This window comes from Candidatus Hydrogenedentota bacterium (genome assembly GCA_016791475.1).
Classification (GTDB): Bacteria; Hydrogenedentota; Hydrogenedentia; order Hydrogenedentales; family JAEUWI01; genus JAEUWI01.
Window position 1 is genome coordinate 129,184 of record JAEUWI010000012.1, and the last position, 19,939, is coordinate 149,122.

General features: G+C 59.8%; 14 protein-coding genes. 5 read left to right on the forward strand and 9 right to left on the reverse strand.

Annotated elements, in window-relative coordinates:
- Positions 1-19: 19 nt before the first annotated feature.
- Positions 20-697 carry an SUMF1/EgtB/PvdO family nonheme iron enzyme gene (locus JNK74_08755; protein ID MBL7646261.1) on the forward strand — a complete coding sequence of 226 codons (678 nt, stop codon included), beginning with the start codon at positions 20-22 and terminating at the stop codon, positions 695-697.
- A 142-nt stretch (positions 698-839) separates the two neighbouring features.
- Here JNK74_08755 and JNK74_08760 read toward each other — a convergent pair whose 3' ends face one another.
- The 3 genes from JNK74_08760 to rpoN all read right to left on the reverse strand — a co-directional run bounded on the left by JNK74_08760 (position 840) and on the right by rpoN (position 4,129).
- Positions 840-1,112 carry a hypothetical protein gene (locus JNK74_08760; GenBank protein MBL7646262.1) on the reverse strand — a complete coding sequence of 91 codons (273 nt, stop codon included), beginning with the start codon at positions 1,110-1,112 and terminating at the stop codon, positions 840-842.
- Between the two features lie 370 nt (positions 1,113-1,482).
- Positions 1,483-2,466 (reverse strand): GDSL family lipase, encoded by a 984-nt coding sequence (locus JNK74_08765; protein MBL7646263.1) that lies wholly within the window; start codon positions 2,464-2,466, stop codon positions 1,483-1,485.
- A gap of 235 nt (positions 2,467-2,701) precedes the next feature.
- On the reverse strand, positions 2,702-4,129 hold the full coding sequence (gene rpoN / locus JNK74_08770; GenBank protein MBL7646264.1) for an RNA polymerase factor sigma-54: 1,428 nt from the start codon (positions 4,127-4,129) through the stop codon (positions 2,702-2,704).
- 137 nt (positions 4,130-4,266) lie between these two features.
- On the opposite strand from rpoN, the gene JNK74_08775 reads away from it, so the two are divergent.
- On the forward strand, positions 4,267-5,043 hold the full coding sequence (locus tag JNK74_08775) for an MBL fold metallo-hydrolase (protein MBL7646265.1): 777 nt from the start codon (positions 4,267-4,269) through the stop codon (positions 5,041-5,043).
- Positions 5,040-6,299 carry a helix-turn-helix domain-containing protein gene (locus JNK74_08780; GenBank protein ID MBL7646266.1) on the forward strand — a complete coding sequence of 420 codons (1,260 nt, stop codon included), beginning with the start codon at positions 5,040-5,042 and terminating at the stop codon, positions 6,297-6,299. The genes JNK74_08775 and JNK74_08780 overlap by 4 nt, the downstream gene beginning before the upstream one ends.
- Positions 6,300-6,425: 126 nt before the next feature.
- Here the strand turns inward: JNK74_08780 and JNK74_08785 are convergent, their stop codons facing one another.
- From JNK74_08785 to JNK74_08795, 3 genes are all read right to left on the reverse strand, one after another.
- Positions 6,426-6,989, reverse strand: a complete 564-nt coding sequence (locus JNK74_08785; GenBank protein MBL7646267.1) for a PEP-CTERM sorting domain-containing protein — start codon at positions 6,987-6,989, stop codon at positions 6,426-6,428.
- 678 nt (positions 6,990-7,667) lie between these two features.
- A complete protein-coding gene (locus tag JNK74_08790; protein ID MBL7646268.1) occupies positions 7,668-10,040 on the reverse strand; it encodes a hypothetical protein in 2,373 nt (790 codons plus the stop codon).
- The gene (locus tag JNK74_08795) at positions 10,012-11,148 is read right to left on the reverse strand and encodes a sugar ABC transporter substrate-binding protein (protein ID MBL7646269.1); all 1,137 of its coding nucleotides are present in this window, start codon (positions 11,146-11,148) and stop codon (positions 10,012-10,014) included. The genes JNK74_08790 and JNK74_08795 overlap by 29 nt, the downstream gene beginning before the upstream one ends.
- Before the next feature lie 239 nt (positions 11,149-11,387).
- Here JNK74_08795 and JNK74_08800 point away from each other — a divergent pair, with 239 nt between their 5' ends.
- Together JNK74_08800 and JNK74_08805 are read left to right on the forward strand one after the other, a co-directional pair.
- Positions 11,388-13,211: a hypothetical protein gene (locus JNK74_08800; GenBank protein ID MBL7646270.1), complete on the forward strand. Its 1,824-nt coding sequence runs from the start codon at positions 11,388-11,390 to the stop codon at positions 13,209-13,211.
- An 11-nt stretch (positions 13,212-13,222) separates the two neighbouring features.
- Entirely contained in the window at positions 13,223-15,520 is a 2,298-nt protein-coding gene (locus JNK74_08805; GenBank protein MBL7646271.1) for a beta-galactosidase, read from the forward strand.
- 148 nt (positions 15,521-15,668) lie between these two features.
- Here the strand turns inward: JNK74_08805 and JNK74_08810 are convergent, their stop codons facing one another.
- From JNK74_08810 to JNK74_08820, 3 genes are all read right to left on the reverse strand, one after another.
- A complete protein-coding gene (locus tag JNK74_08810) occupies positions 15,669-17,861 on the reverse strand; it encodes a hypothetical protein (protein MBL7646272.1) in 2,193 nt (730 codons plus the stop codon).
- 106 nt (positions 17,862-17,967) lie between these two features.
- Positions 17,968-19,299, reverse strand: coding sequence for a hypothetical protein (locus JNK74_08815; GenBank protein ID MBL7646273.1), 1,332 nt, complete (start codon positions 19,297-19,299; stop codon positions 17,968-17,970).
- A gap of 74 nt (positions 19,300-19,373) precedes the next feature.
- The gene (locus JNK74_08820) at positions 19,374-19,799 is read right to left on the reverse strand and encodes a hypothetical protein (protein MBL7646274.1); all 426 of its coding nucleotides are present in this window, start codon (positions 19,797-19,799) and stop codon (positions 19,374-19,376) included.
- Positions 19,800-19,939: the final 140 nt, after the last annotated feature.

Consider the following 19,939-nt stretch of genomic DNA (forward strand, 5'->3'; position numbering starts at 1 on the left):
AACCGCCGAGTTTGGGGGGATGGAGTTCATCTGGGTTCCTGCTGGGGTCTTCTATCAGGGGGGGAATTCTGGAAATGGTTCCAGTCCTATGAGGAAGGTGCGTATCAGCCCAGGTTTCTGGCTTGGTAAGTTTGAAGTTACCCAAGCACAGTGGAGTCGCGTCATGGGCTCAAATCCGTCGATGTTTAAGGGAGCAGCCAGGCCGGTTGAGGGAATAAGCTGGTCCGATGCTAATAGGTATTGCAAAGAACTGACAAGGCGGCGATCAGCTGTCTTTCGGCTTCCGACTGAAGCCGAGTGGGAGTATGCCTGCAAGCTTGGTGCGATTGCAGAGAGTGGAGAGAATGTTGATAGTTCCGAGTTGCTCGCGTACAACTGGGTCGCGGAAAATAGCGGGAACAGTACGCATCCAGTAGGTACCAGGAAGTCCGACTCATTCGGCTTCTATGATTTGGGGGGAAATGTCTACGAGTGGTGCTTAGATACCTACAGAGCCTACGATGACAAGGCAAGAGAAAACCCCGTAGTCCTTCCTGAGAAGGCTGTCAGTGATAAAGTCTGCCGTGGCGGGGGCTACGATTGTACGGTCTCGCTCACGTTGCCGGACTACCGAATGTATCATGGAGTCAATGCAAGGATTTCACGAGTGGGAATGCGCGTTCTTATGGAGGCAGGAAAACGGGGCGGCCACCTATAGATGAGGACTTCCTATGCACCCCTACGAGTTCCCTCGGGAAACCATTTCTAAGGTCGCCCTTTTGAACCTGGGAGCGCGCCGAAGGTGGCTTAACCTTGCAGGTTGAGGCAAAGGCCTATGTGGTGTGGAAAGGCCGTGTCATTTACGGGAATTCGACTTTGGACAGCAAGCCAAAGACATCACACACCCGCTCCGCGCCCGATTGAATTGAAGCATGCCCTGTATCAACCTGGAGGGTTAATTCGCCTCCGGCGAATTTGCAGTCCACCTTCGGTCGCCTTCCCGTTGTTGGGGGATTGTGCCGCGATCGGGCAGAAGAATATGGCTTAGGCCCCTCAAGAAGCTGCTCCTCGCCAAGCTCTTCCGCGTCCGGCACGTCAAGGTCTGCTCCATACCAATAGGGGAGGTCGATCATTTCGGTTCATCCGGTTTGAGCGTACATTCGCTTAACCATGTGGGCTTCTCGAGGCGAGATTCGTTCAAGAAACACAGGCACAGGCAATCTTCCGGCAATTGTTCGCGAAGCCGGTTCGATTAAGTCTTCCGGCCCGAAGGGCCGGAAGAGCATGCCCAAATACGGTGTTCTGGCCCGTCGAGTAGTGCTCCGGTAGACGGTAGTCGTGAATTTTCGTTTTCGCTGGCAGGCACAAGTATGCGGCGGCATAATTGCCGACGTATCCTCAAAGCGGATGATCCATCATTTCACCGCAATGGGACTCTTTTCAGGGCGGGACCACTTCATGCCGCATCTGCGACCCTACGACCCTACGGCCCATTGCCGACCGTTAGGGCTGTTTCGGCATCTCGGGTGTCGGCGCATCGCCCATGAGCTCGGCCACCTTCGGCTCGATGGCCGCCGCCCAGACGCGATGTCCTTCTTCGTTTGGATGCTCAAAATCCGGCATGAGCGACGCGGGTATGCTTCCGTCCGGCTGGAGGAAGAGGTAGTTCACATCCATGTAGAACACCATCTTGTCGTCCGCCAGCTTTGACGCGATCTCGTTGGCCTTCGTCAGCACGGCCCGCTCTTCCGTGGGCTTTTCCCCCCGGAAGAATATGGCCAGTATGAGGATCTTTGTCTGGGGCAGCTTTTCCCGAAGGGTCTGGACGATGGCCGTCACCCCGGCGCCAATCTCTTCCCCGGTGTTGAAGGGGCCGTTGTTCTGTCCGATCATGACGATGGCGAGCTTCGGCGAAATCCCTTCGATGTTTCCGTTTTGCAGGCGCCACAGCACCTGCTGCGTGCGGTCCCCGGAAATACCCAGGATCATCCCGTTGCGCTTCGCATAGTAGTGATCCCAGACGGGCTTGCCTTCCCACTTCCAGTTCCCCACAATCGAATCGCCGATATAGATAAGATCGACATTTCCCTCCTTCGCCCGGGCATTCATCGCCGCGTGCCGCTCGCGCCAGGTGTCGCTGCCGCCCGGTTCCGGCACAACGGCCGTGTTCACTTTTTCTCCGGACGCTGCGGTCCCGTCTTCCGCCTCCGCCGCGATTCCCCCGAGTGACACCAGGCCCAAGACAAAGATCCACCGAAGGCTGCACTTCTTCACGATTCTTCCTTTCCCGACCGCGCAACAGGGCACGACCACTTCACACGTTCCCACCCGACACAACGACGTCCCCCGTCGGCGCGCTATTATACGCTCCCGGCCCGCGAATGCGAGGAAAAACTTGTGTTGAGTGACGGTTGGGCACGGGTGATGGCGCTGAACCACGAATGGACGCGACTGGACGCGAATATCCGGTTGCCATGCTGTGGTCATCAGAAGAGGAGCGACCACGGAGGATCGACCACGGAAAGGCACGGAAATTCACGGAACAAGAATACGGACAGGCACCCCTGAGTAAACGGCGTCGACCATCTATTCTGCGATGCAGAAGGGCAGGGCGGGTTCCTTTTTAGGGTCTACAGCGGGTGTGGCTCAGGGCACACGAATGCTCGTACCTCGCAATCGTGTGGCACGCTTGTACTATCGGGCGTGCTCTCGGAGGGGGGCTTTACTTGAACTTTTTCCGCTTTGTGGTGGGCGGGATGTTCAGGGCCTCGCGGTATTTGGTGACCGTGCGGCGTGCGACGATGGTGCCTTCTTCCTTCTTGAGGATGTCGGCGATTTTCTGGTCGCTGAGGGGCTTGTAGGGGTCTTCGGCCTCGATGAGCTTCTGGATTTTGGCCTGAACACTCTTGGAGGACTGGTTGTCGCCGGAGTCGGAGGAGACGCCGGAGGAGAAGAAGTATTTGAGCTCGAAGAGGCCCTGGGGGGTCTGGATGTATTTGCCCCGGGTGGTGCGGGCGACGGTGGATTCGTGGACGCCGATTTCGTCGGCGATGACCTGAAGGGTCAGAGGGCGGATGTGTTCGATGCCCTTCTCCAGGAAGTCCTTCTGGTAGTTCACTATGGCCTGGGAGACCTTGAGGATGGTCTGCTGGCGCTGGGCGATGTTGCGCTGGAGCCACTTGGCGGATTCCAGCTTGGCGCGGACGTAGTCCTTGCCCTCCTTGTCCAGGCCGGCGTGTTTTATCTCTTCGTGGTATTCCGTGTTGATGTTCAGGTCGGAGAGGCGTTCGTCGGCCAAGCGGACAAAGAACTCGCCGTTGACCTTTTCCACCACGACTTCCGCCGCGATGTACTGGGGCGGTTCCGATTCGTATTCGTGACCCGGCCAGGGGTTGAGGGTGGAAAGCTGCTTCTTGAGGTTTTCCACCTCCTCCGGCGTGATCTTCATGGCCTTGGCGATTTTAGGGATCTGTCGGTTCATGAGGTCGTCGAGGTGATTGCTCACCAGTTCGACGAGCTGTTCATTTTCCGGGTATTCCGCTTGAATCTGGAGGAGAAGGCACTCCACCACATCGTGGGCGCCCACGCCGGTAGGCTCGAAACGCTGGATCTTGTGGAGGACCCGCTCCACCGCGAGCACGGGTACCATGAGCTCCGCCGCGATGAAGGATTCATCCCCGGTGAAATAGCCCCGCTCGTCGATATCGCCAATGATGATGCGCTCGCCGATGAGGTAGTCCTGATCGTTGTCCGTGGACAGGGTCAACTGGGACAGGAGATGGGCCCGGAGGGACTCTTCCTGGGTGATGGAGTCTTCGTAGAATTTGCGCCGGGCATAGAGATCGGCGTTGTGACTCAGGTCCTGCCCTTCCCGATAGCGGATGTCCCAGGTATCGGTGTGGCGGTCGAGATCAAAGGACTCGTCGAAGGGCTCGTCGATCTGTCGAATAGAATCCCCCGTGGGCAACGGGAGCTGATCTTCCTTTTTGAGCTTTTGCTCCAGAAAGGGATTGGCCTCGAGTTCCTGCTGGACATACTGTTCCAGCTCTACCCCGTTTAACTGCAGAATATGCAGTGCCTGCTGCATTTTCTGGGTTAAAATAAGCTGTTGACGCTGGGTCTGAACCAGCCGATGTTCCATGTGCATCATAAGTGCGCGTATTCCTTCCAGCAAGACACATGCCATTATAGCACTGGCCCGGCAGGGTGTCAATTGATAGGTGGACCGCTACTTGCTATACTTGCTTATCCCCCAAGCAGTTAGCCCGGCCTTGAAAGAGAGTGGAAGTGCTTCAATTCAGCCTACTTGGAAGTGGTAGCAGTGGCAACGCCATCCTGCTCCGTTCACGCGGCGCAAAGATATTAATTGACAACGGCCTTTCCTTTAAGCAGTTGTCGCAACGCCTGGAAGCCGTCGGTGAAAGCCTCGATGGGCTCTCCGCTGTCCTCGTGACCCATGAACATGGGGACCACGTCGGCGGGCTGGGCGTTCTTACGCGAAAGCTGGATATTCCCATCTATATGACCCGGGGCACCCACGACAGTCTGCCGGCGAATCTCGGGTTGCGGGGGGAGATTCACTTTTTCGAGGCGGGCGACGACCTGCGTCTGGGGGACATGGAGGTTCAAAGCTTCAGCGTGTCCCACGATGCGGCGGACCCCGTGGGCTTTACGGTGCGGTCCGAGGGGGCGCAGTTTGGCCTGGCTACGGATCTGGGCCATGCGTCACACCTGGTGCGCAATCGGCTGACCGGTTCCCATGCCCTCGTGATCGAATCCAACTACTGTCCCGAAATGCTGCGCAATGGCCACTATCCACCCCAGATCCAGCAGCGCATCCGGGGGCGCCAGGGCCACCTGTCCAATGAAGACATGTGCTCCCTGCTGCACAGTCTGCTCCACGACGGTCTGCAGCTTGTTATACTGGTGCATATCAGTGAAAAGAACAACACCCCCGAACTGGTGGAGCGCCGGGTGCGGGGGGTATTGAAGGAGCACGGCGCGGCGATGTTTCTGGCCACGCAGGACGCGCCCACGCCGCTTTTTCAGGTGGTTGCGCCATGACCCCCCTGGAATTCCTGCGATCGGACGCGGTTCTGGCCCTGCTGGCCCGGGCCGCCACGGGCGCGGGGGTTCCCCTGAGTGTTCACTTCGTGGAACGGAATCAGGAAGGGGCGCGGATCGTGGGGTGGGGACAGTGCGCTGCCTGCCGCCAGGTTCAATCGCTTCCCGGCGGCGCCTCGGCCTGCCGTCTCTCCCGGACCACGGCGGCGAGCATGGCCTTGCGCCAGCGCCGTCCCATGCCCTTCATCTGTCATCTGGGTTTCGCCTGCGTGTCCGCACCGGTGCTGCCCGGCGAGAAATTCGTCATGACCTTCGGGCCTTTTTGCCCGATGGAAGAGCAGCGCTCGCTTGAGGCCGATATCCAGGCGGGCTTCGAGAATCTCCTCGAAAAAAAACTGGACGCGCTGCCCGTATCGCTGGACGACATCCACCGGGCGCCCGCCGCTTCGGCGCCCGCCATCGCGGAATGGTGCATGGAGGCGCTTCAGGCCGCGTGGAAATCGGCTGCCAGCGCGGTCGCCCCGGAGCCGCTTCCCGCCGAGGGCGTTATCGTATCGACGCCCGTCCCGCGCCGTCGCGCAACGCCACGCGAGACTGCGGCGGCGGGTATCGTCCCCGCCATCGTGGCGGCCCTCGCCGGCGGCAGCTTCCAGCAGGCCCGGAGCTTGCTGCAGGGCGACCTGGAGGAATTGCATCGCAGTGGGGGGCGGAGTCTTGATCAGCGCCGGGCCCGTGTGGCCACGCTGGCCAGTGCCGCGCTTGAAGGTCTGGCGGGCACGGGGCTTTCCGTTGAGGCCGCCTGGGACGCCTATCCGGTTTTCATGGAGGCGGTGACCGCCGGGGAAAACGACAGCGCTCTTCTGGACGCGACCCTGCGACTCTTCAGTTTTCTTCGGCGTTCGGCGACGCGGGAACAGGCCGAAGTCTCGCTGCCGAACTATCCCGAGTTGTTCGCCCTGGTCAATGAGCGACTGGTGGAGGGCGTCACGCTGGAGGAGGTGGCTGCGCAACTGGGCGAAACGCCCTCGGCCATCAGTCACCGGTTGAAGCGCAAGTTCGGCATGAGTTTCTCGGATTATGTGGGGCGAATCCGCGTGGACCGCGCCAAGCGTCTTTTCCGGGAGACGGGCTTGAGCGTAGCCGCCGTGGGGCTGCGCGTGGGTATCTCCGATCAGAGCAACTTCGCCCGACTTTTCAAAAAGGTCGAAGGCGTGTCGCCCCCGGCCTACCGGAAGCGGTTTGGGAATAAGGGATAGAAGGCGGTGGCCAATAGTTGGGGCGCAGCCCGAACTATTGCCCAAGGCACCGAAGAGCACAAAAAATGGCCGCCCCGATGAGGGGCGGCCCTTGTGCTTGATGCATTCCTGAACGTTCGGGGCTACTCAGCTCGCTTTGCGCCTGCGGGCGGCCCGGAGCATCATGCCGCCGAGGCCAATTCCGAGCAGGGTCATTGTGGCGGGCTCGGGGACGGGGCTGGCTTCGAACCAGACGTTGTAGAAGCTCTGGGAACCATTGGTCCAGGTACCGATCGGAATGGGCGTTTCGTTGTCATAGAGGAAGCCGTCGGACAGATTTGTGCCGTTGGCAAAATTGTTGAACGAGGTGACGGTAAAGAAGTAGTCCCCCGGCGCCAGCGTGGGGATGTAGATGCCCGAGTCGTAGTAGGTCTGTGTGCTCGGATTGATGGTGGGATTGTCGTCATTCTGGAAAAGGAGATTGCCCGAGCTGTCCCACAAGGCGATGATGGGATCGAAGTTGAAGGCGTTCAGGAAGGAATCGGTCCAAATGCGGACATTGAACACGTCATCCGTCAACGTGCCGGTATAGATGTCCACCTCGTTGTGGAATTCAATTGTGCCGCTCGCGTTGAGGAGGAGGGCCTGGGCAGACCCGGCGGAGAGCAGGGCGTAGACACCAATGGCCGAACTCAAGAATAGTCTTTTCATGCTCATAGAATTGTCCTCTGAAAAGGTTGGGCTACTGCAGGCTGAGGGATGACGCTCTCAGCTTAGACATACACGTGTGACCAACAATGAACGATGGATTCCCCGGTCTTACCAATTCGACGCGAAAGTGGCAATCTCCCCAAGTGTTAACCTGTTTCATGTTGCGCCATCGAACACAATGTTAGCAAGAAGTGCGCCGCGCCGTTGGTTATTTCTTAACAATTTGCAAATAAATGGCTTGCGGATATGCAGGAGGGAGAGTCGGGGCGCCAAACCACCTGGATAGTTGCAAAAAGTTGTAATTGTTGACAACTATTTACTTTTATTGGCCGCTGCGGCGGCAGGCGCCTTGAACGGGCGCCGACGTGTGGGGGCACACAGGCTGAAGGGGTTCGACCAACCGGCAGGTGTTCACGGTTGGGTTCATTCTGCTAGACTGTGACCAAGAAGCGAGGGCATGTTGCCCCTGGCCCACCGAGAACAGTTCGGAAGAAAATCATGAGCACGCAGCAGAGTCTTTTGAGCCGTATTCAGGCGTGGTGGTTGCGCTTTCGTTGCCCCACGGAGTTTCTGTGTGACAATTGTCAATATGACTACGGATCGGCCTGTACCCGGCCCCAACGCCCGAACGCGGTGAAGTGCCCGGACTACAAGCCGAAGTAAGTATGGCGGTATTCCTCAGGGGGCCGTGGCGGCGCTGATGGGGTTCGGGGACTCTTCGAGCGGCAGGGTCATGCGGACGATGGTGCCCTCGCCTCGGCGACTGGTTACATCGATGCGGCCCCCGTGCAGGTCAAGCAGTTTGCGCACGAGGGGCAGCCCCAGGCCGGTGCCGAAGCCCTTGGTGCTGTAGAGGGGCGTAAAAATCTGGTCGAGGTTTTCCCGGGCGATGCCCGCTCCGGTATCTTCCACCGTGAGCACGACACCGCCGGAGCAGGGGGCGAGCGAAACGGTGATGATACTCGGCTTTTCCCCGCCTGAGTCGGCGTCCTCCAGCACGGCGTCGCAGGCATTGTTAAGCACATTGGTGAGGCACTGGTACAGGACCTGGCGATCGAAGCTTCCCTGGATACTTTTTTCGATGGCCGTACGCACGGTCACGCTGGCGGGGAAAGTGTAGGCCCGGAGTTCCTCTTCCAGCCAGGTGTCCAAATGGGTTATCTCCCGGTGAAGGGTGGTTTCGCGGGTGAAATCCAGCAAGGCCTCGATGATCCGGTCGCAGCGCTGGATCGCCCGGCCCGCCCGCTCCAATGCGCCACCGACCTTTTCGTCGGCACTGCCTGACAGGCGATTCTTCAGGAGGAAATAGGAGGCCTGAATGGTGCCGAGGGGGTTGCGGAGTTCATGGCTCACGGTGGCGGTCAATTCGCCGAGGGTGGCGAGGCGTTCACGTTGAACCAGACTGCGGTTTGCCGCTTCCAAGGCATCGGCGTCGTGCTTCGCCTGGATCACGTAGGAAGTGGTGGTGCTGAGATCCTCCAGCACGGCCTCGTCGTCGGGGGCGAAGGGATGGTCGCCGAAAACGGCGAGCACGCCCGCCAGGTCGCCGAATCGCGAGTTGAGTCGGTATCCGCCGAAGGCGCTGAGCCCCATTTCCCGGACCCAACGGGGCTCCGGGTTCTCGGGCGTGCCGTGGAAGTCATTGGTGATGTCTCTCTGGGCGCTTCCCGCCGCCAGCCTTCCCACCCGGTGCAGGCCGAGGGGCACGCGATCATGGATCATCGGCATCGCGGCGGCATTGCGGGTTGCGCTGACGGCGAGGTGGAGGCATCGATCCTGATCGATACAACGCCGTGGCGGCGCGCCATCGCCGCTATGGATACAGCCCAGATCGCAGCGATCGCCCGGACCGGCGATCCAGATCTGGCAGACGGCAACATCGAGCACGGACAGGACGCAGGCGGCTATGCCGCGCATTTTCACGTCGAAGGAGGCGTCGCCCAGCAGTGACTCCTTGAGCTGGCTTAATTGCAGGGCCTGGTGGCCGCGCCGGGCGAGTTCGGCGTTGGCGTCCTCCAGGGCCTGCGTGCGCTCCCCGACGGTCTGTTCCAGGAGGTCCCGATGTTTACGGAGCTCGGCCTCGGCCTGGCGTTGTCCCGTGATATCGGCGGCGATGGCGCAGAAGAGGGTGATGTCGCCGTCCCTGTCGCGGGAAATGGGAAAGGTGGTGGCCATGGCGACGCGGTGATCGCCGTTTCGCACGAATTCCCATTCGCAAACTTCCGCCTTCTGATGGCCGGGGGCCTGGAGATCGGCCAGGGTGTTCCGCAGGGGAGCCTGGTCGCCGAGGGCAACGCTCCGGTAGTTTGCGCTGGCCTCCTGGAGGGAGCCATCGGGCCGAAAAATGCCGATGTAGACCGGGCTGTGCTCGAGAATGCCGTGGAGTGTCCAGGCCAGTTGCTTCACGGGCCCGGCAAAGCGTTTGCTCATGAGGTACGTGGCGAGGAGGGAAAGGGTGGTCAGACCGGCGATGAGGACGATCATGGTGGCCCAGGTACGGAGTGTGGGGGCGCTGAGGTTGCTCAGGGAGACACCGGCGACGATTATGCCGCCGATCTGGTTTTCGTAGCCCGCCCGATAGGGCATGATCACTTCCTGTATCGGCACTTCGCCTTCGGCGCGCTCACGGACGTAGGGGGCCTCGCTCCTGATGGTGCGCTCGAGATCGGGGAGAAGGTCGCTGGATACTCGCGTGGCGTTGAGTGCGGGATCGCTGTGGGCGATAATTTCACCCTCGGTGCTCGCCACATAGACGTAGGCGAGTTGGCGGTGCTCCCGGGCGAGCTGTTCGAGGAGGCCGCGCAGGTGATAGCGTCCGGAAAAGCTGGCGCGGTTGATGGAGTCGGCGAGAATGCCCGAGAGGGCGGTGATGAGGACTTCTTCATTGCCCCGGGCCACGCGCCGATAGGCATGGTTGCCCACCATGGTGACAACGAGCATGAGCAGGAGCACCAAGGCGCCAAAGCCCAGGGCGATCTTTCGATCGAAGTGGGTGAGGGTGGGGAGGCGCGTTCCCCGGCGCTCAGGGCGCTTCAGGCGTGTCGGAATCATTGGCGGCTTTCGGTTCTGGCTTCCACTCCGCCAGGGTGCTCGGCCAGGGCTTCGTAAATTGCCCGGGGATTGGGCCCATCCAGCCACGGTAGTTGGCGACGGTCTCCGCCGTTACGGGAAAGACCGGGATCAGGATGTGGGGGGCGACTTTCTCGCCGTTCAGCACGCGGTAGGCCGTCTTCATGGCTTCCGCGCCGAGGGGGCCGCAAAACTGGGCCGAATCGATGCGGATCAGGCCCTCGCCCTTTGCGATGCGCTCGACCGAGCGTGGATCGCCGTCGATGGTCGCCATGAAGATCTCGCTTCGACCCGCTTCGGAGAGGACTTCGGCGACCGCCATTCCGCCGCCGTCGTTCACGGCGAAAACCACGTCGACTCCGCCCTTCTCCGGAAAATCGGCGAGTATGGCCCCGCCGGCCGCGCGCCCACCTTCCGGCTCGACGGCGATGTAGGTCTTGAGTATCTCATAGCGCTGGCGGCGGTCCTGGAGGGCGTCCAGGAGTCCGTTTACACGCTCAACCGTCGACGATACGTGGGGATACTCGACGAGGACCAGTCTGATGGCGCGGTCGTCCGGGAAATGGTGGGCGATATACTCGCCATCGAGATAGCCCGCCTGATAGTTGTCCGAGGTGAGGTAGGAGGCCAGAACGCCATCGCTGATGTATTGGTCGTAGGCTATTACGGGGATTCCCGCGCTGTTGGCGGCCTTCAGGGGCGGCACGAGGGCGGCGTTGTCGGTCGGCTGCACGATGAGGAGGTCCACCCCTTCCATTACCAGGGCGCTCATCTGCACAATCTGGTTCTCTATGCCCTCGTTTCCCTCGCCAGCGACGCGGGCCAGCAACTCTACGCCGCGCGCCCCGTTGGCCTTCGCGCGGTGGTTGATCGCTTCGGCCTCGGCTTCCAGGCCCTGGCGCATGGCGACCTGGCCGGGTATATTCATGGACCAGTACAACACACCGATCCGGAATGGAGATTCGGGGGCGTTGGCGCCGACCACGGAAGGGCCGACCAGAAGCAGGGCGAGCAAAAGGGCGAGCCTCACCAACGGGTGCTGGCGACAGGGGGATCCCTGATCTGCGCTTCGTTTGGCAACGGGGTGCATGGGTCGGGCCTCGCGCCTCCCGACCTCCCAAGCGTGGTCGGCGGCGCCACTCAACTAAAGGATACCAGAAATCTGGAATTCTCACAATTCGTCCGTGAGTCAATAGCATCAATTGTGCGTGACTTCGACCTCGATCCTGTGAGAAGCTAAAGGAAGCGTCTGTCTCCACGCCGCGCGAGGGAACGGCGCGCGTAGTACGCCAACACGAGGGGAACCGTTGGCCTGGAGAGGAGTTCGCTTTGAAAATACGAATGGGACGGGGTTGGGGACTCTGGGGAAAGGGAGCGATACTGATACTGGCCGGGTTTCTTTCGGCCCGTGCCAGTTCTGAGCCGACGTCGCTTCGCCTCACAACCTATTGCACGGTGGATAGCGCCCGCAACTGGCTGGAGCCAGCGAAACGGGAGGCGGCCGTGACCATGCTCCGGGAAATGGACATTTCCGGGGTCATAATCGAAGTCAACCGCGGCGGCACGGCCCTTTCGGAAGACGAGGCGCGCCTCTTGAAAGAATACTTCGCTGCCGAGGGCTTTCGCGTCACCGGGGGTATTGCCACGGTGCCGGGCGGAGACTGGGGTGTGGCCGCGAACGAGGGCCTCGCCTGGATGAATTTCCAGAATCCGAAGACCCAGGCGGATATCGAGGCTTCGGTGCGCGGTGCGGCGCGGGTCTTCGACACTTTTGTGGTGGATGATTTTCTTCTCAGCGGCGACACCAGTCCGGAGTCCGAGCGAACGCGGGGGCGACGAAGCTGGGGCCAGTATCGGCGCGATCTCATGACGTCGCTTTCGCAGCGGGCCATCATCGGTCCGGCGAAGGAGGAGAACCCCGACATCACGATGATTGTGAAATTTCCCCAGTCGTACGACCGCTATCATCAGTTTGGCTATGATACGAACCGGAAGCCCCAACTCTATGACGGCGTGTGGGTGGGCACGGAATCGCGGGGGCAATACACGCAGCGCTTTGGATTCACCCAGCCCTACGAGGGCTTCGTGAACTATCGCTGGATCGCCTCGCTCTCGCGGGGGAAGATGGGCGCGGCCTGGTTCGACTTCGGCGACTGCGATGCCTTCGACTTCGTGGAGCAAGCCTGGCAGACGGTGCTGGCCGGCGCGAATGACATTGTGCTCTTCAGTGTGGCCGGAATAGAAGAGCGCCACCCGGGACTCGCCCTCCTCCAGCAGGAACGGGCCGGCCTGGAGCGGCTCGCGAGCGCGGTGGACGAGCAGCCCGTGACGGGTGTGGCCACCTATAAACCGGCCAACAGCGATCCGGGCAGCGACATGTACATCATGGACTTCGTGGGGATGCTGGGCGTGCCGGTCATTCCCGTTTCCGCCTATCCCGCCGAAGCGGCTTCAGTCTTTGTGCCGACCTACGGCGCCCATGATCCCGCTATCGTGAAAAAAATTGAGGCGTCCTTGCGGGCCGGAAAGAACGTCGTGGTGACGACGGGCCTATTGGCCTCGGCTGCGGAGGGCGAATCGCTGGCGCGCCGTGCCGGTTTGTCCGGCGTGCCTGCGATCAGCCCCATTCGCACGGAGTCGGTGCTGCTGGATGGTGCCGCAGTAGAAGTGCCCAGGGGCCTCGATCTGGCGGGGCGCATCGCGCCGGAAGCAGCCGACGTACTGCTGGAGGCCCTGGTGGACGGGCAGAAGGTGCCCTACCTCACCACCCATGCCGTGGGTGCGGGGCGACTCTCGGTGCTCAATATCCAGATGTTCACCCAGGCCGATTTTGATGCGGTGAATGAGGTGCTGCTGTCGCCGCGCAATCTGGGCATGCTCGATATGCCGAGGCCATGGGCCCGCACCATCCGGAACGTGTTTCAGGGTGGGGGAGAGGCGCTCGTGGACGCGCCCACGCGGGTTACGCTGCAGCCGCTGGGGGAAACGGGCTGGGTGATACAGAATTACAACACGTCGCCCGCGGAGATCGCGCTGGGCGGTGAAGACTTCGGCCGCCTGTCAGACGGACTTACCGGCGCCGTACTTCTGGAATCGGGAAATGCATTGAATTACCTCATCCCACCCCGCTCGCGGGTGTGGGTACGTCGTTGATTGGAGAGAAAATGTTTCGAGTCGGGATGGTTCTGAGTCTGGTGTGGTTTGGTATCGCGGCGGCTGGGGCGGAAGTCTTGTTCGAGGTTAAAGTGGGTGGCGGTCTTTCCGGCTTTGAGATCGCTTCCAGCGGCATCGCGACAACGGAGAAGGATGGGGTCTGGTGTGTGGATGTTCCTTCGTCGCGCGACCCCTACGCTTCGACGGAGCTCGCGTTGCGCGGCGCGGCCCCGGCTTTTCCCGATGGTTTTGTGCTGGAAGTCGAGTATATGGATTACGGTGCGGGACTCATGTCCGCATCGGTCGACACCGGCACGGGCGGAGCGCTGGGGTCGGGCCGTCACAGCAGCTACACCCGGCTTAATACGGGGGCGCGAAGGAGCGCCTGGTTTGCTTTCGGGGCGGCGACTGGCGCCTCGGAGTGGACCGTGCGCCTGACGGGCGCCAACCATGTGACGGCCCTTCGCGCGCTGCCGCCGCAGGATGACGCCGCGTGGGCTGCGAAAGCCGATGCGGTGCCGCGCGATGTGAAGCCCATGGTGACGCTGAAGCGACCAATGGATCTGGTGACTTCAGCGGGTGTGGACGTTCGTGGCGGGATGGAGGCGCTGGAGGATTCGATCAGTGAACTGAACGATCTTGCCCCACTGGCGAAGGTGCTGGGATTCAATGGTATCGAGGCCTATGTGTCTTGGAAGCGTCTGGAGCCGCTGGCGGAGGGACAGTTTGATTTTTCATTCTACGACGCGGTGGTGAACAAGATTTCCGAGTACGATCTTAAATTGTTTCCTCTGCTGATTGTAGGCTCGGCCTATGCCCTGCCGGAGTGGTTCATCAAGAGCGAAGAAAACGTGGGCATGATCTGTCTGGAGCATGGCGTGACCAATGCGGTGCAGAGTATCTGCTACGAGCCGCATCGGCGCCATGTGACACGGGTGCTCCAGGCTTTCGGCAAACACTATGAGCCCATGGGCGTGCTGCAGGGTGTGCGCCTGGGACCGAGCGGAAACTATGGCGAGTCCCAGTACCCCGCCGGCGGAAACTGGGGCGTGGCCGGAGAGGAAATGCACATCCACTTGGGCTGGTGGGCCGGCGATGCCTACGCGCGGGCAGACTATCGAAAATTCCTGGAAAAGCGCTATGGCGACATCGGCGCCCTCAATGCCGCCTGGAAGACGGAATATGCGGGCTTCGACGCGATCGAGCCGCGCCTGCCCGAGCAGATGCTGGTGCCGGCGGAGCGCATCGATTTCACGGCGTGGTACACCGACACCATGACGGACTGGTGCGAATGGTGGGCCTTGGAAACGCGCAAGGCCCTGCCCAATACGCCCATCTATCAGTCGGCCGGCGGCTGGGGCTTCCGCGAGTCGGGCACAGACTACAGCGCGCAGACGAAGAGTATGAAGCAGATCGACGGCGGCATCCGCCTGACCAATGAAACCGACAGCTATGAGCAGAATTTCTACGCGACTCGCCTGGCGGTGTCCGCGGCAAAGCACTACGGAATTCCCCTGGGCTATGAACCGGCCAGCTCCCACACCGGGCGGGGCATTGCGGGGCGCCTCTATGAGACGTTGAACACGGATGGACACCATTTCTTTACGTATTACAGCAACGTCATGGGGACTGATTTCTCGATCGCCCAGTGGCTGCGCTATGCACCGGCGCTCGACGAACGTGCCATGGGCCAGACCAGCGTGGCGGTCTTCTATCCGGAAACGGTGAATCAACTGGAGGACAGCGCTTTCCGCTTTCTCTATGCCTGGGGCTTTAACCCCCGCGCGGCGGAAGTGCGGCGTGTTACGGAGGTGGACTATCTGGATGAGCGTCTGATTGACGATGGCTTCCTGGATAAATACCGGGTCCTGGTTTTTGCGTGGGGCGCGGTGCTGCCCGATGAAACGCTGACGAAGATCGATGCGTGGGTCCAGGCGGGCGGCACGGTGATCTATCCCTCCTTCCCGCGCGGTTCGGTGAGCGGCCTTTCCGGCTCGGAGGCGATCTTCGAGGCGTGGAGCAGCGGCAACACCGGCAAGGGGAGCTTTCATCGCTTTCGCGGTGACATGGAGCCGACAGAGCTTTACGGCAACTTCGTGCGCGAGGTGCTGAGCGAAACAAAGGTGCTGCCGCCCGTGGAGCAGAAACTCCTCGCCGTCGAACGGCCGGACCACACCTTCTTCAGCGTACTGGAGAGCGGGAAGATCGCCGCACTCAACTATGATCCGGAGCCGGTAACGCTGGAACTGGGCGATGGGAAGACCGTGGAAGTGCCGGGCTATGGGATTGAGATTTTCGCGATGGACTAAAGGGGGCTGAAGGACTTAAGGGACGGAAGGGACGGAAGGGACGGAAGGGACGTATGGACTAAGAGGGACTTAAGGGACGGAAGTAGTCATTCGAGAACCGGTTTTCGTTGTCCATTGTCCATTGTCAATTGTCGTTGTCCATTGTCAATTACCCGGCCCCCAGCAACTTGAACTCTTTCTCCAGCCAGCCTTCGCCGTCTTGCGCGCGAATCTTCAGTATATGCTCACCCGGCGGAATGATCCCGTCGGAATCGTGCTCTTCGGTGCCGAGAAGATAGGGCGGGCCGGGCTTGGTGTCCACCAGCTTGCCGTCGAGGTAAAATTCCATCGCGCCGAAGGGGATGCCCTCCGTCCACACGCGGAGGCGTTGCCAGCCCCACCAGCCTTCGACCTGCATGTTGGTGGTGGCGTAGATGCCCTTGCTCCGCGCGGGGCGCAGCCGGGCATCGTCTTCCCAGTATTGGTTGATGGCGGCGCTGCTGCCGAGGAGGCGCATGGTGCGGCGGTCCGTCGGCGATCCGAAGACGCGGCCATCGGCTTGGTAGACGTACATGCCCGGTGCGCCTGCATCGTAGATCTGCTTCGCGCGCCAGAGGAAGGGGCCGGGCAACGGATTGCCCCAGGCGAGGCCGTCCGTCGCGGGGAGGAGGGTCGTTTTCGTGTGCTCCACCGCGGCGAGGTAGGGCGCGATGTTGAAGTGATTGTGACGGCCCTGGATGTTGCTCGGGCAGAGGTAGTCCACCCAGCCCTCGCGCGCCCAGGTGGCGTAGTCGAATTTCTCAAACTGATCCACGCCCTGGGCCGGGAAGCGCACGAGAATCGGCACATGTGCGCCCCGCGCAGCGCTGAACTCGTCGGCCAGCGCGCGCAGCCCTTTCATGAAGCCGTTGGCCGTTTCCGGTGTGTCGATGCAACCGGGATAGCGGCAGAAATCGATGGAGATGCCCTTCGCGCCAAGCTCCAGTGACTCGCGAAAGAGCCCCAACACGTAATCGCGCACCTCGGGGACTTCATAGCGGAGGGCGTCGCCGCGCATCCACTCGGGGTGGTCTTTGGAGAACTGCCCCTGCAACGGCGTGCCGGTGTAGCACGCGCTGGCGCCGAAATTGGCGTGAAGCTGAAGGTCCAGCTCCTCTGCATGGCGCACGGAGGTCTGGAGCGTATTCGTGAACTGCTGCATACGCCCCACATTGTCCGTGAGGGGCTGGGCCACGTCGCCTATGGGATCACCGATGGTGGAGTGGTAGAGCATTTCCGTCCGGCGCGATTCATAGACCACCGTCATGCCGAAGCGGCCGATCTGCATGTCCACGAGGTCGATCATCGCCTCGGGATAGGCCGTCAGGTACTCCCGGTGCCAGAGCGCATCCTGCACATCGTCCACGAAGGCAAAGGAATAGGGCTCCCAATAGCCCGCGATGAACTTGTCACGCGGCAGGGCATAGGGCGCATCCAGCGCGGCCCGCTGCTCGTCAGACAGCGGAACAAACTTCACATAATCGATGGTGGCGGGCGTGTAGCCCGTGTAGTTGTAGGGCTGCTTCAAAACCAGATTCTGATGATCCAGCTTCGCCCAGCGCCACAGCACCTCCTCGCCCCGGCGCGACGACAAGGTGTCCAGCCGCTCATCCCCCGTGAAGCGCAGCTTCATGGCGCCGGGAATGCTCACGTAGACCGCGTACCACCCCTTCAGATCGAGGGGATAGGAAAGCTGGGGGAGTGGCACCGTATCGCCCGCGTGACCATAGAGGCTGTTGCCGTGCGACATACCCATCTCCGCAGGCCAGCCGGTGCGCCACTGCCACTTCGCCGGCGCCTCACCGCCCTCCGGCTGAAGCTGGTCCGCCTGAAAGACCTTCGACCAGTCCTCGATATAGGTCACATCCGAATGATCCGCCGCGAGGTGGGTGGTGTACGTCGCCAGGACGGCATCCGCCGCACCGCGCACCTCAATGCGGAAATCCGCATCCACCTTGCCATCCACCTGCGCCTGGGGATAGGGATTGAACACGACCGTCCGCGAAAGCCCGGCGGCACGCCGCTCCGTAACGCGGCCCTCCGATTCCCACTGGGTCCACTCCTCATTCGGCACCATCACCAGCGCCGTCTCCGATACCAGCGGCGTAACCCGGGCAGGCACCCACGCATTCGCGCCAGTGGGGGATACGGAGCAGAGGACCTCGATCACGTCGGGCGCATCAGCGGGGACGGAGTACGTGATGTGGAAATGGCGCGTGATGGGGTCGATGGTGACGGTGGGGGACTGGGCGATGGCCATGGGGGCGAGGAGCGTGAAAAACATCGTCATGAAGAAAGGGCAAGTCGGGCGAGGAAGGTGCATCGATATCTCCTGTGCTGGCAAGTTTTATGGGACGACAGAAGGGTACAACATCCTGCGCAAGCAATTGAAGGACCGCGTGGCTCGCAGCGATTTGATCAGTAGTGAGTTAGAGTTGCAGATGGTCAGTGTTTGGGAATTTAGTCGCCCCTTGCAGGGCTCGTTCTTTCATTCGAGCCATGCACTCTAGTTCATCGTTCGCCAATTTTTCTAAACTTCCCATATAAAGTCTATACTCGTCGAGATCGTTCGAATTTGAGAATATAATATTTTCATTGCGAGGGTAGGCACCTGCTTTCAGGCCGTCCATGAAGGCTAGCAAATCTGACATTTTGCGAATATAAGAACGCTGAATCTGGTGCAACTCATCTAATGGCGTAATGGCGTCTTCTTGTAGACGATTCTTATACCCCTCGATGAATTCTCTTTTTACGTCATCGGGCATGTCCAGGTTATCGAGCTCGGTGGTAAACTCCGTCATTCGACCGCGAAGCGTTGTTGAGTACTTATCTAATATAAGCGAAGCCTCTTCAAGAAGTTCCTTGCCTTTCTTTCGATCCTCTGCGGAGCATAGTGCTTCGGGACGTAAAATGGATCGGAGGTCCAATTTTGTGAGCTGTGTCGAAAACTCAGTGTTTTCAATTTGTATGGTGACAAGGAAATTGTTGAATGCATCCAGTAAAGGTTTCAGGCTTCCGACGGAGGCTTCGCTGTGATTTCGATCCGGGATCACCGCTCCATTCCAGGTGCGCTCCACATCCGAGAAAAGTGTATTGAAGGCACCTTTGGCGTTCTCAAGTTGCTCGTCTCCAAGAGTTGACGATTCTTTGGAAGTTGCAGTTTTGATGTCGCTTTCTCTTGTCCAATACGAGAGACCAAGGGTTAGAAAAATGGCGATGGCAATCCCTGTTCCGATTCTGACTTTGAGGAAGTAGATAAGGAGGGGGGCAAAAAGCGCTATTCCGACTAGACTTGCTCCAACGGCCCCTCCGAAACCCACCGAGAATCCGAGTGTGTTCAGTGGGAGGTTGTCTCGGTATACTATGTAGGCAACGTGTGCCCCCAGCCCGAAGAATATAAAAGCCCAGTCAATTGGGGTGGCACGCCGTTTCTTGGTGACTGTAGTATTAGAGACTTGGTCGATATTCTCAGAACTACTTGCGCTTTGCCCCCCCCGCGTTACCATTGCCTCCATCCTCGGAAGGTCAGGGGGGCGATCCTCTCTTGCGGGCGCGCAATGATCGTACATGCCAGTTGCAAGATGATCGGACTCTAAGGAATCAGACCCTCGAGACTCACCAATGGTCCGTTGCAAATTGGCGGTTGCGTCTGGCGCGCCTTTGGAGTTCTGTGCGTGGGTGGTATTCAGCCATTCACCGCAATGCTTGCACTTTATAGCATGGTCTTGAATGTCTTCCGCACAATATGGACACTTTTTCATTTCGTCTCTGTTCCACCTGAGTCGTTGTTATATCGCATTGCATGATAGTCACAGGCAATGCGTTCAGCGTTGCCTCACTGACTTAGAAAATCGAGAGATGCGTCGTTGAAACCCTGGAACCAGAACTTGCAGCCCACTACATGTTTGTATCGTGCTCTAACGGCATCCTCTTGCTTCTTGTTTTCTGCAAAGTCTATTACACGGACATCGAGATAGCCTTCTCTTGAACCGTGAACAAGCTGTGGATAGATAAGCGCATGAGCGTGAAAGTCATCGGGTCTTAGGCTATATCCAATTATACAGACCTTCATGCGGTTCTGAAAGGACAAGTAAGGCATTTGCCAAAGTCCTTCAAACCGCATCACTTGGTAGATTTTGTCATAACTTGGCAATACGATATGAGGCGTCATTCCGCAATCATAGTACCTGCCAAGTACATCGACTTGCTCGGTCGCGATGGATAGATGCGGTAAGCTGGGTCCTATTTGTTCCAATTGCATCCATGGTTTCGTGCAACAATGATTTGACTTGAACCAGTTTATTGAACCATGAAGCTTGTGAAGTGTCGAAACTCTTTGAAAATGTCCCCCTGCTAACTCTTTGAAAATGTCCCCATACTGTGGATCTCGGAAAGGAGGTC

Excerpts from the sequence above, each read along its gene's own strand:
- JNK74_08810 (MBL7646272.1), bottom strand. The coding sequence starts at position 17,861 with ATGCACCTTCCTCGCCCGACTTGCCCTTTCTTCATGACGATGTTTTTC.
- JNK74_08790 (MBL7646268.1), bottom strand. The coding sequence starts at position 10,040 with ATGATTCCGACACGCCTGAAGCGCCCTGAGCGCCGGGGAACGCGCCTC.
- JNK74_08820 (MBL7646274.1), bottom strand. The coding sequence starts at position 19,799 with ATGCAATTGGAACAAATAGGACCCAGCTTACCGCATCTATCCATCGCG.
- JNK74_08795 (MBL7646269.1), bottom strand. The coding sequence starts at position 11,148 with ATGCACCCCGTTGCCAAACGAAGCGCAGATCAGGGATCCCCCTGTCGC.
- JNK74_08780 (MBL7646266.1), top strand. The coding sequence starts at position 5,040 with ATGACCCCCCTGGAATTCCTGCGATCGGACGCGGTTCTGGCCCTGCTG.
- JNK74_08755 (MBL7646261.1), top strand. The coding sequence starts at position 20 with ATGGAGTTCATCTGGGTTCCTGCTGGGGTCTTCTATCAGGGGGGGAAT.
- rpoN (MBL7646264.1), bottom strand. The coding sequence starts at position 4,129 with ATGATGCACATGGAACATCGGCTGGTTCAGACCCAGCGTCAACAGCTT.
- JNK74_08805 (MBL7646271.1), top strand. The coding sequence starts at position 13,223 with ATGTTTCGAGTCGGGATGGTTCTGAGTCTGGTGTGGTTTGGTATCGCG.
- JNK74_08815 (MBL7646273.1), bottom strand. The coding sequence starts at position 19,299 with ATGAAAAAGTGTCCATATTGTGCGGAAGACATTCAAGACCATGCTATA.
- JNK74_08760 (MBL7646262.1), bottom strand. The coding sequence starts at position 1,112 with ATGATCGACCTCCCCTATTGGTATGGAGCAGACCTTGACGTGCCGGAC.
- JNK74_08785 (MBL7646267.1), bottom strand. The coding sequence starts at position 6,989 with ATGAAAAGACTATTCTTGAGTTCGGCCATTGGTGTCTACGCCCTGCTC.
- JNK74_08765 (MBL7646263.1), bottom strand. The coding sequence starts at position 2,466 with ATGACCACAGCATGGCAACCGGATATTCGCGTCCAGTCGCGTCCATTC.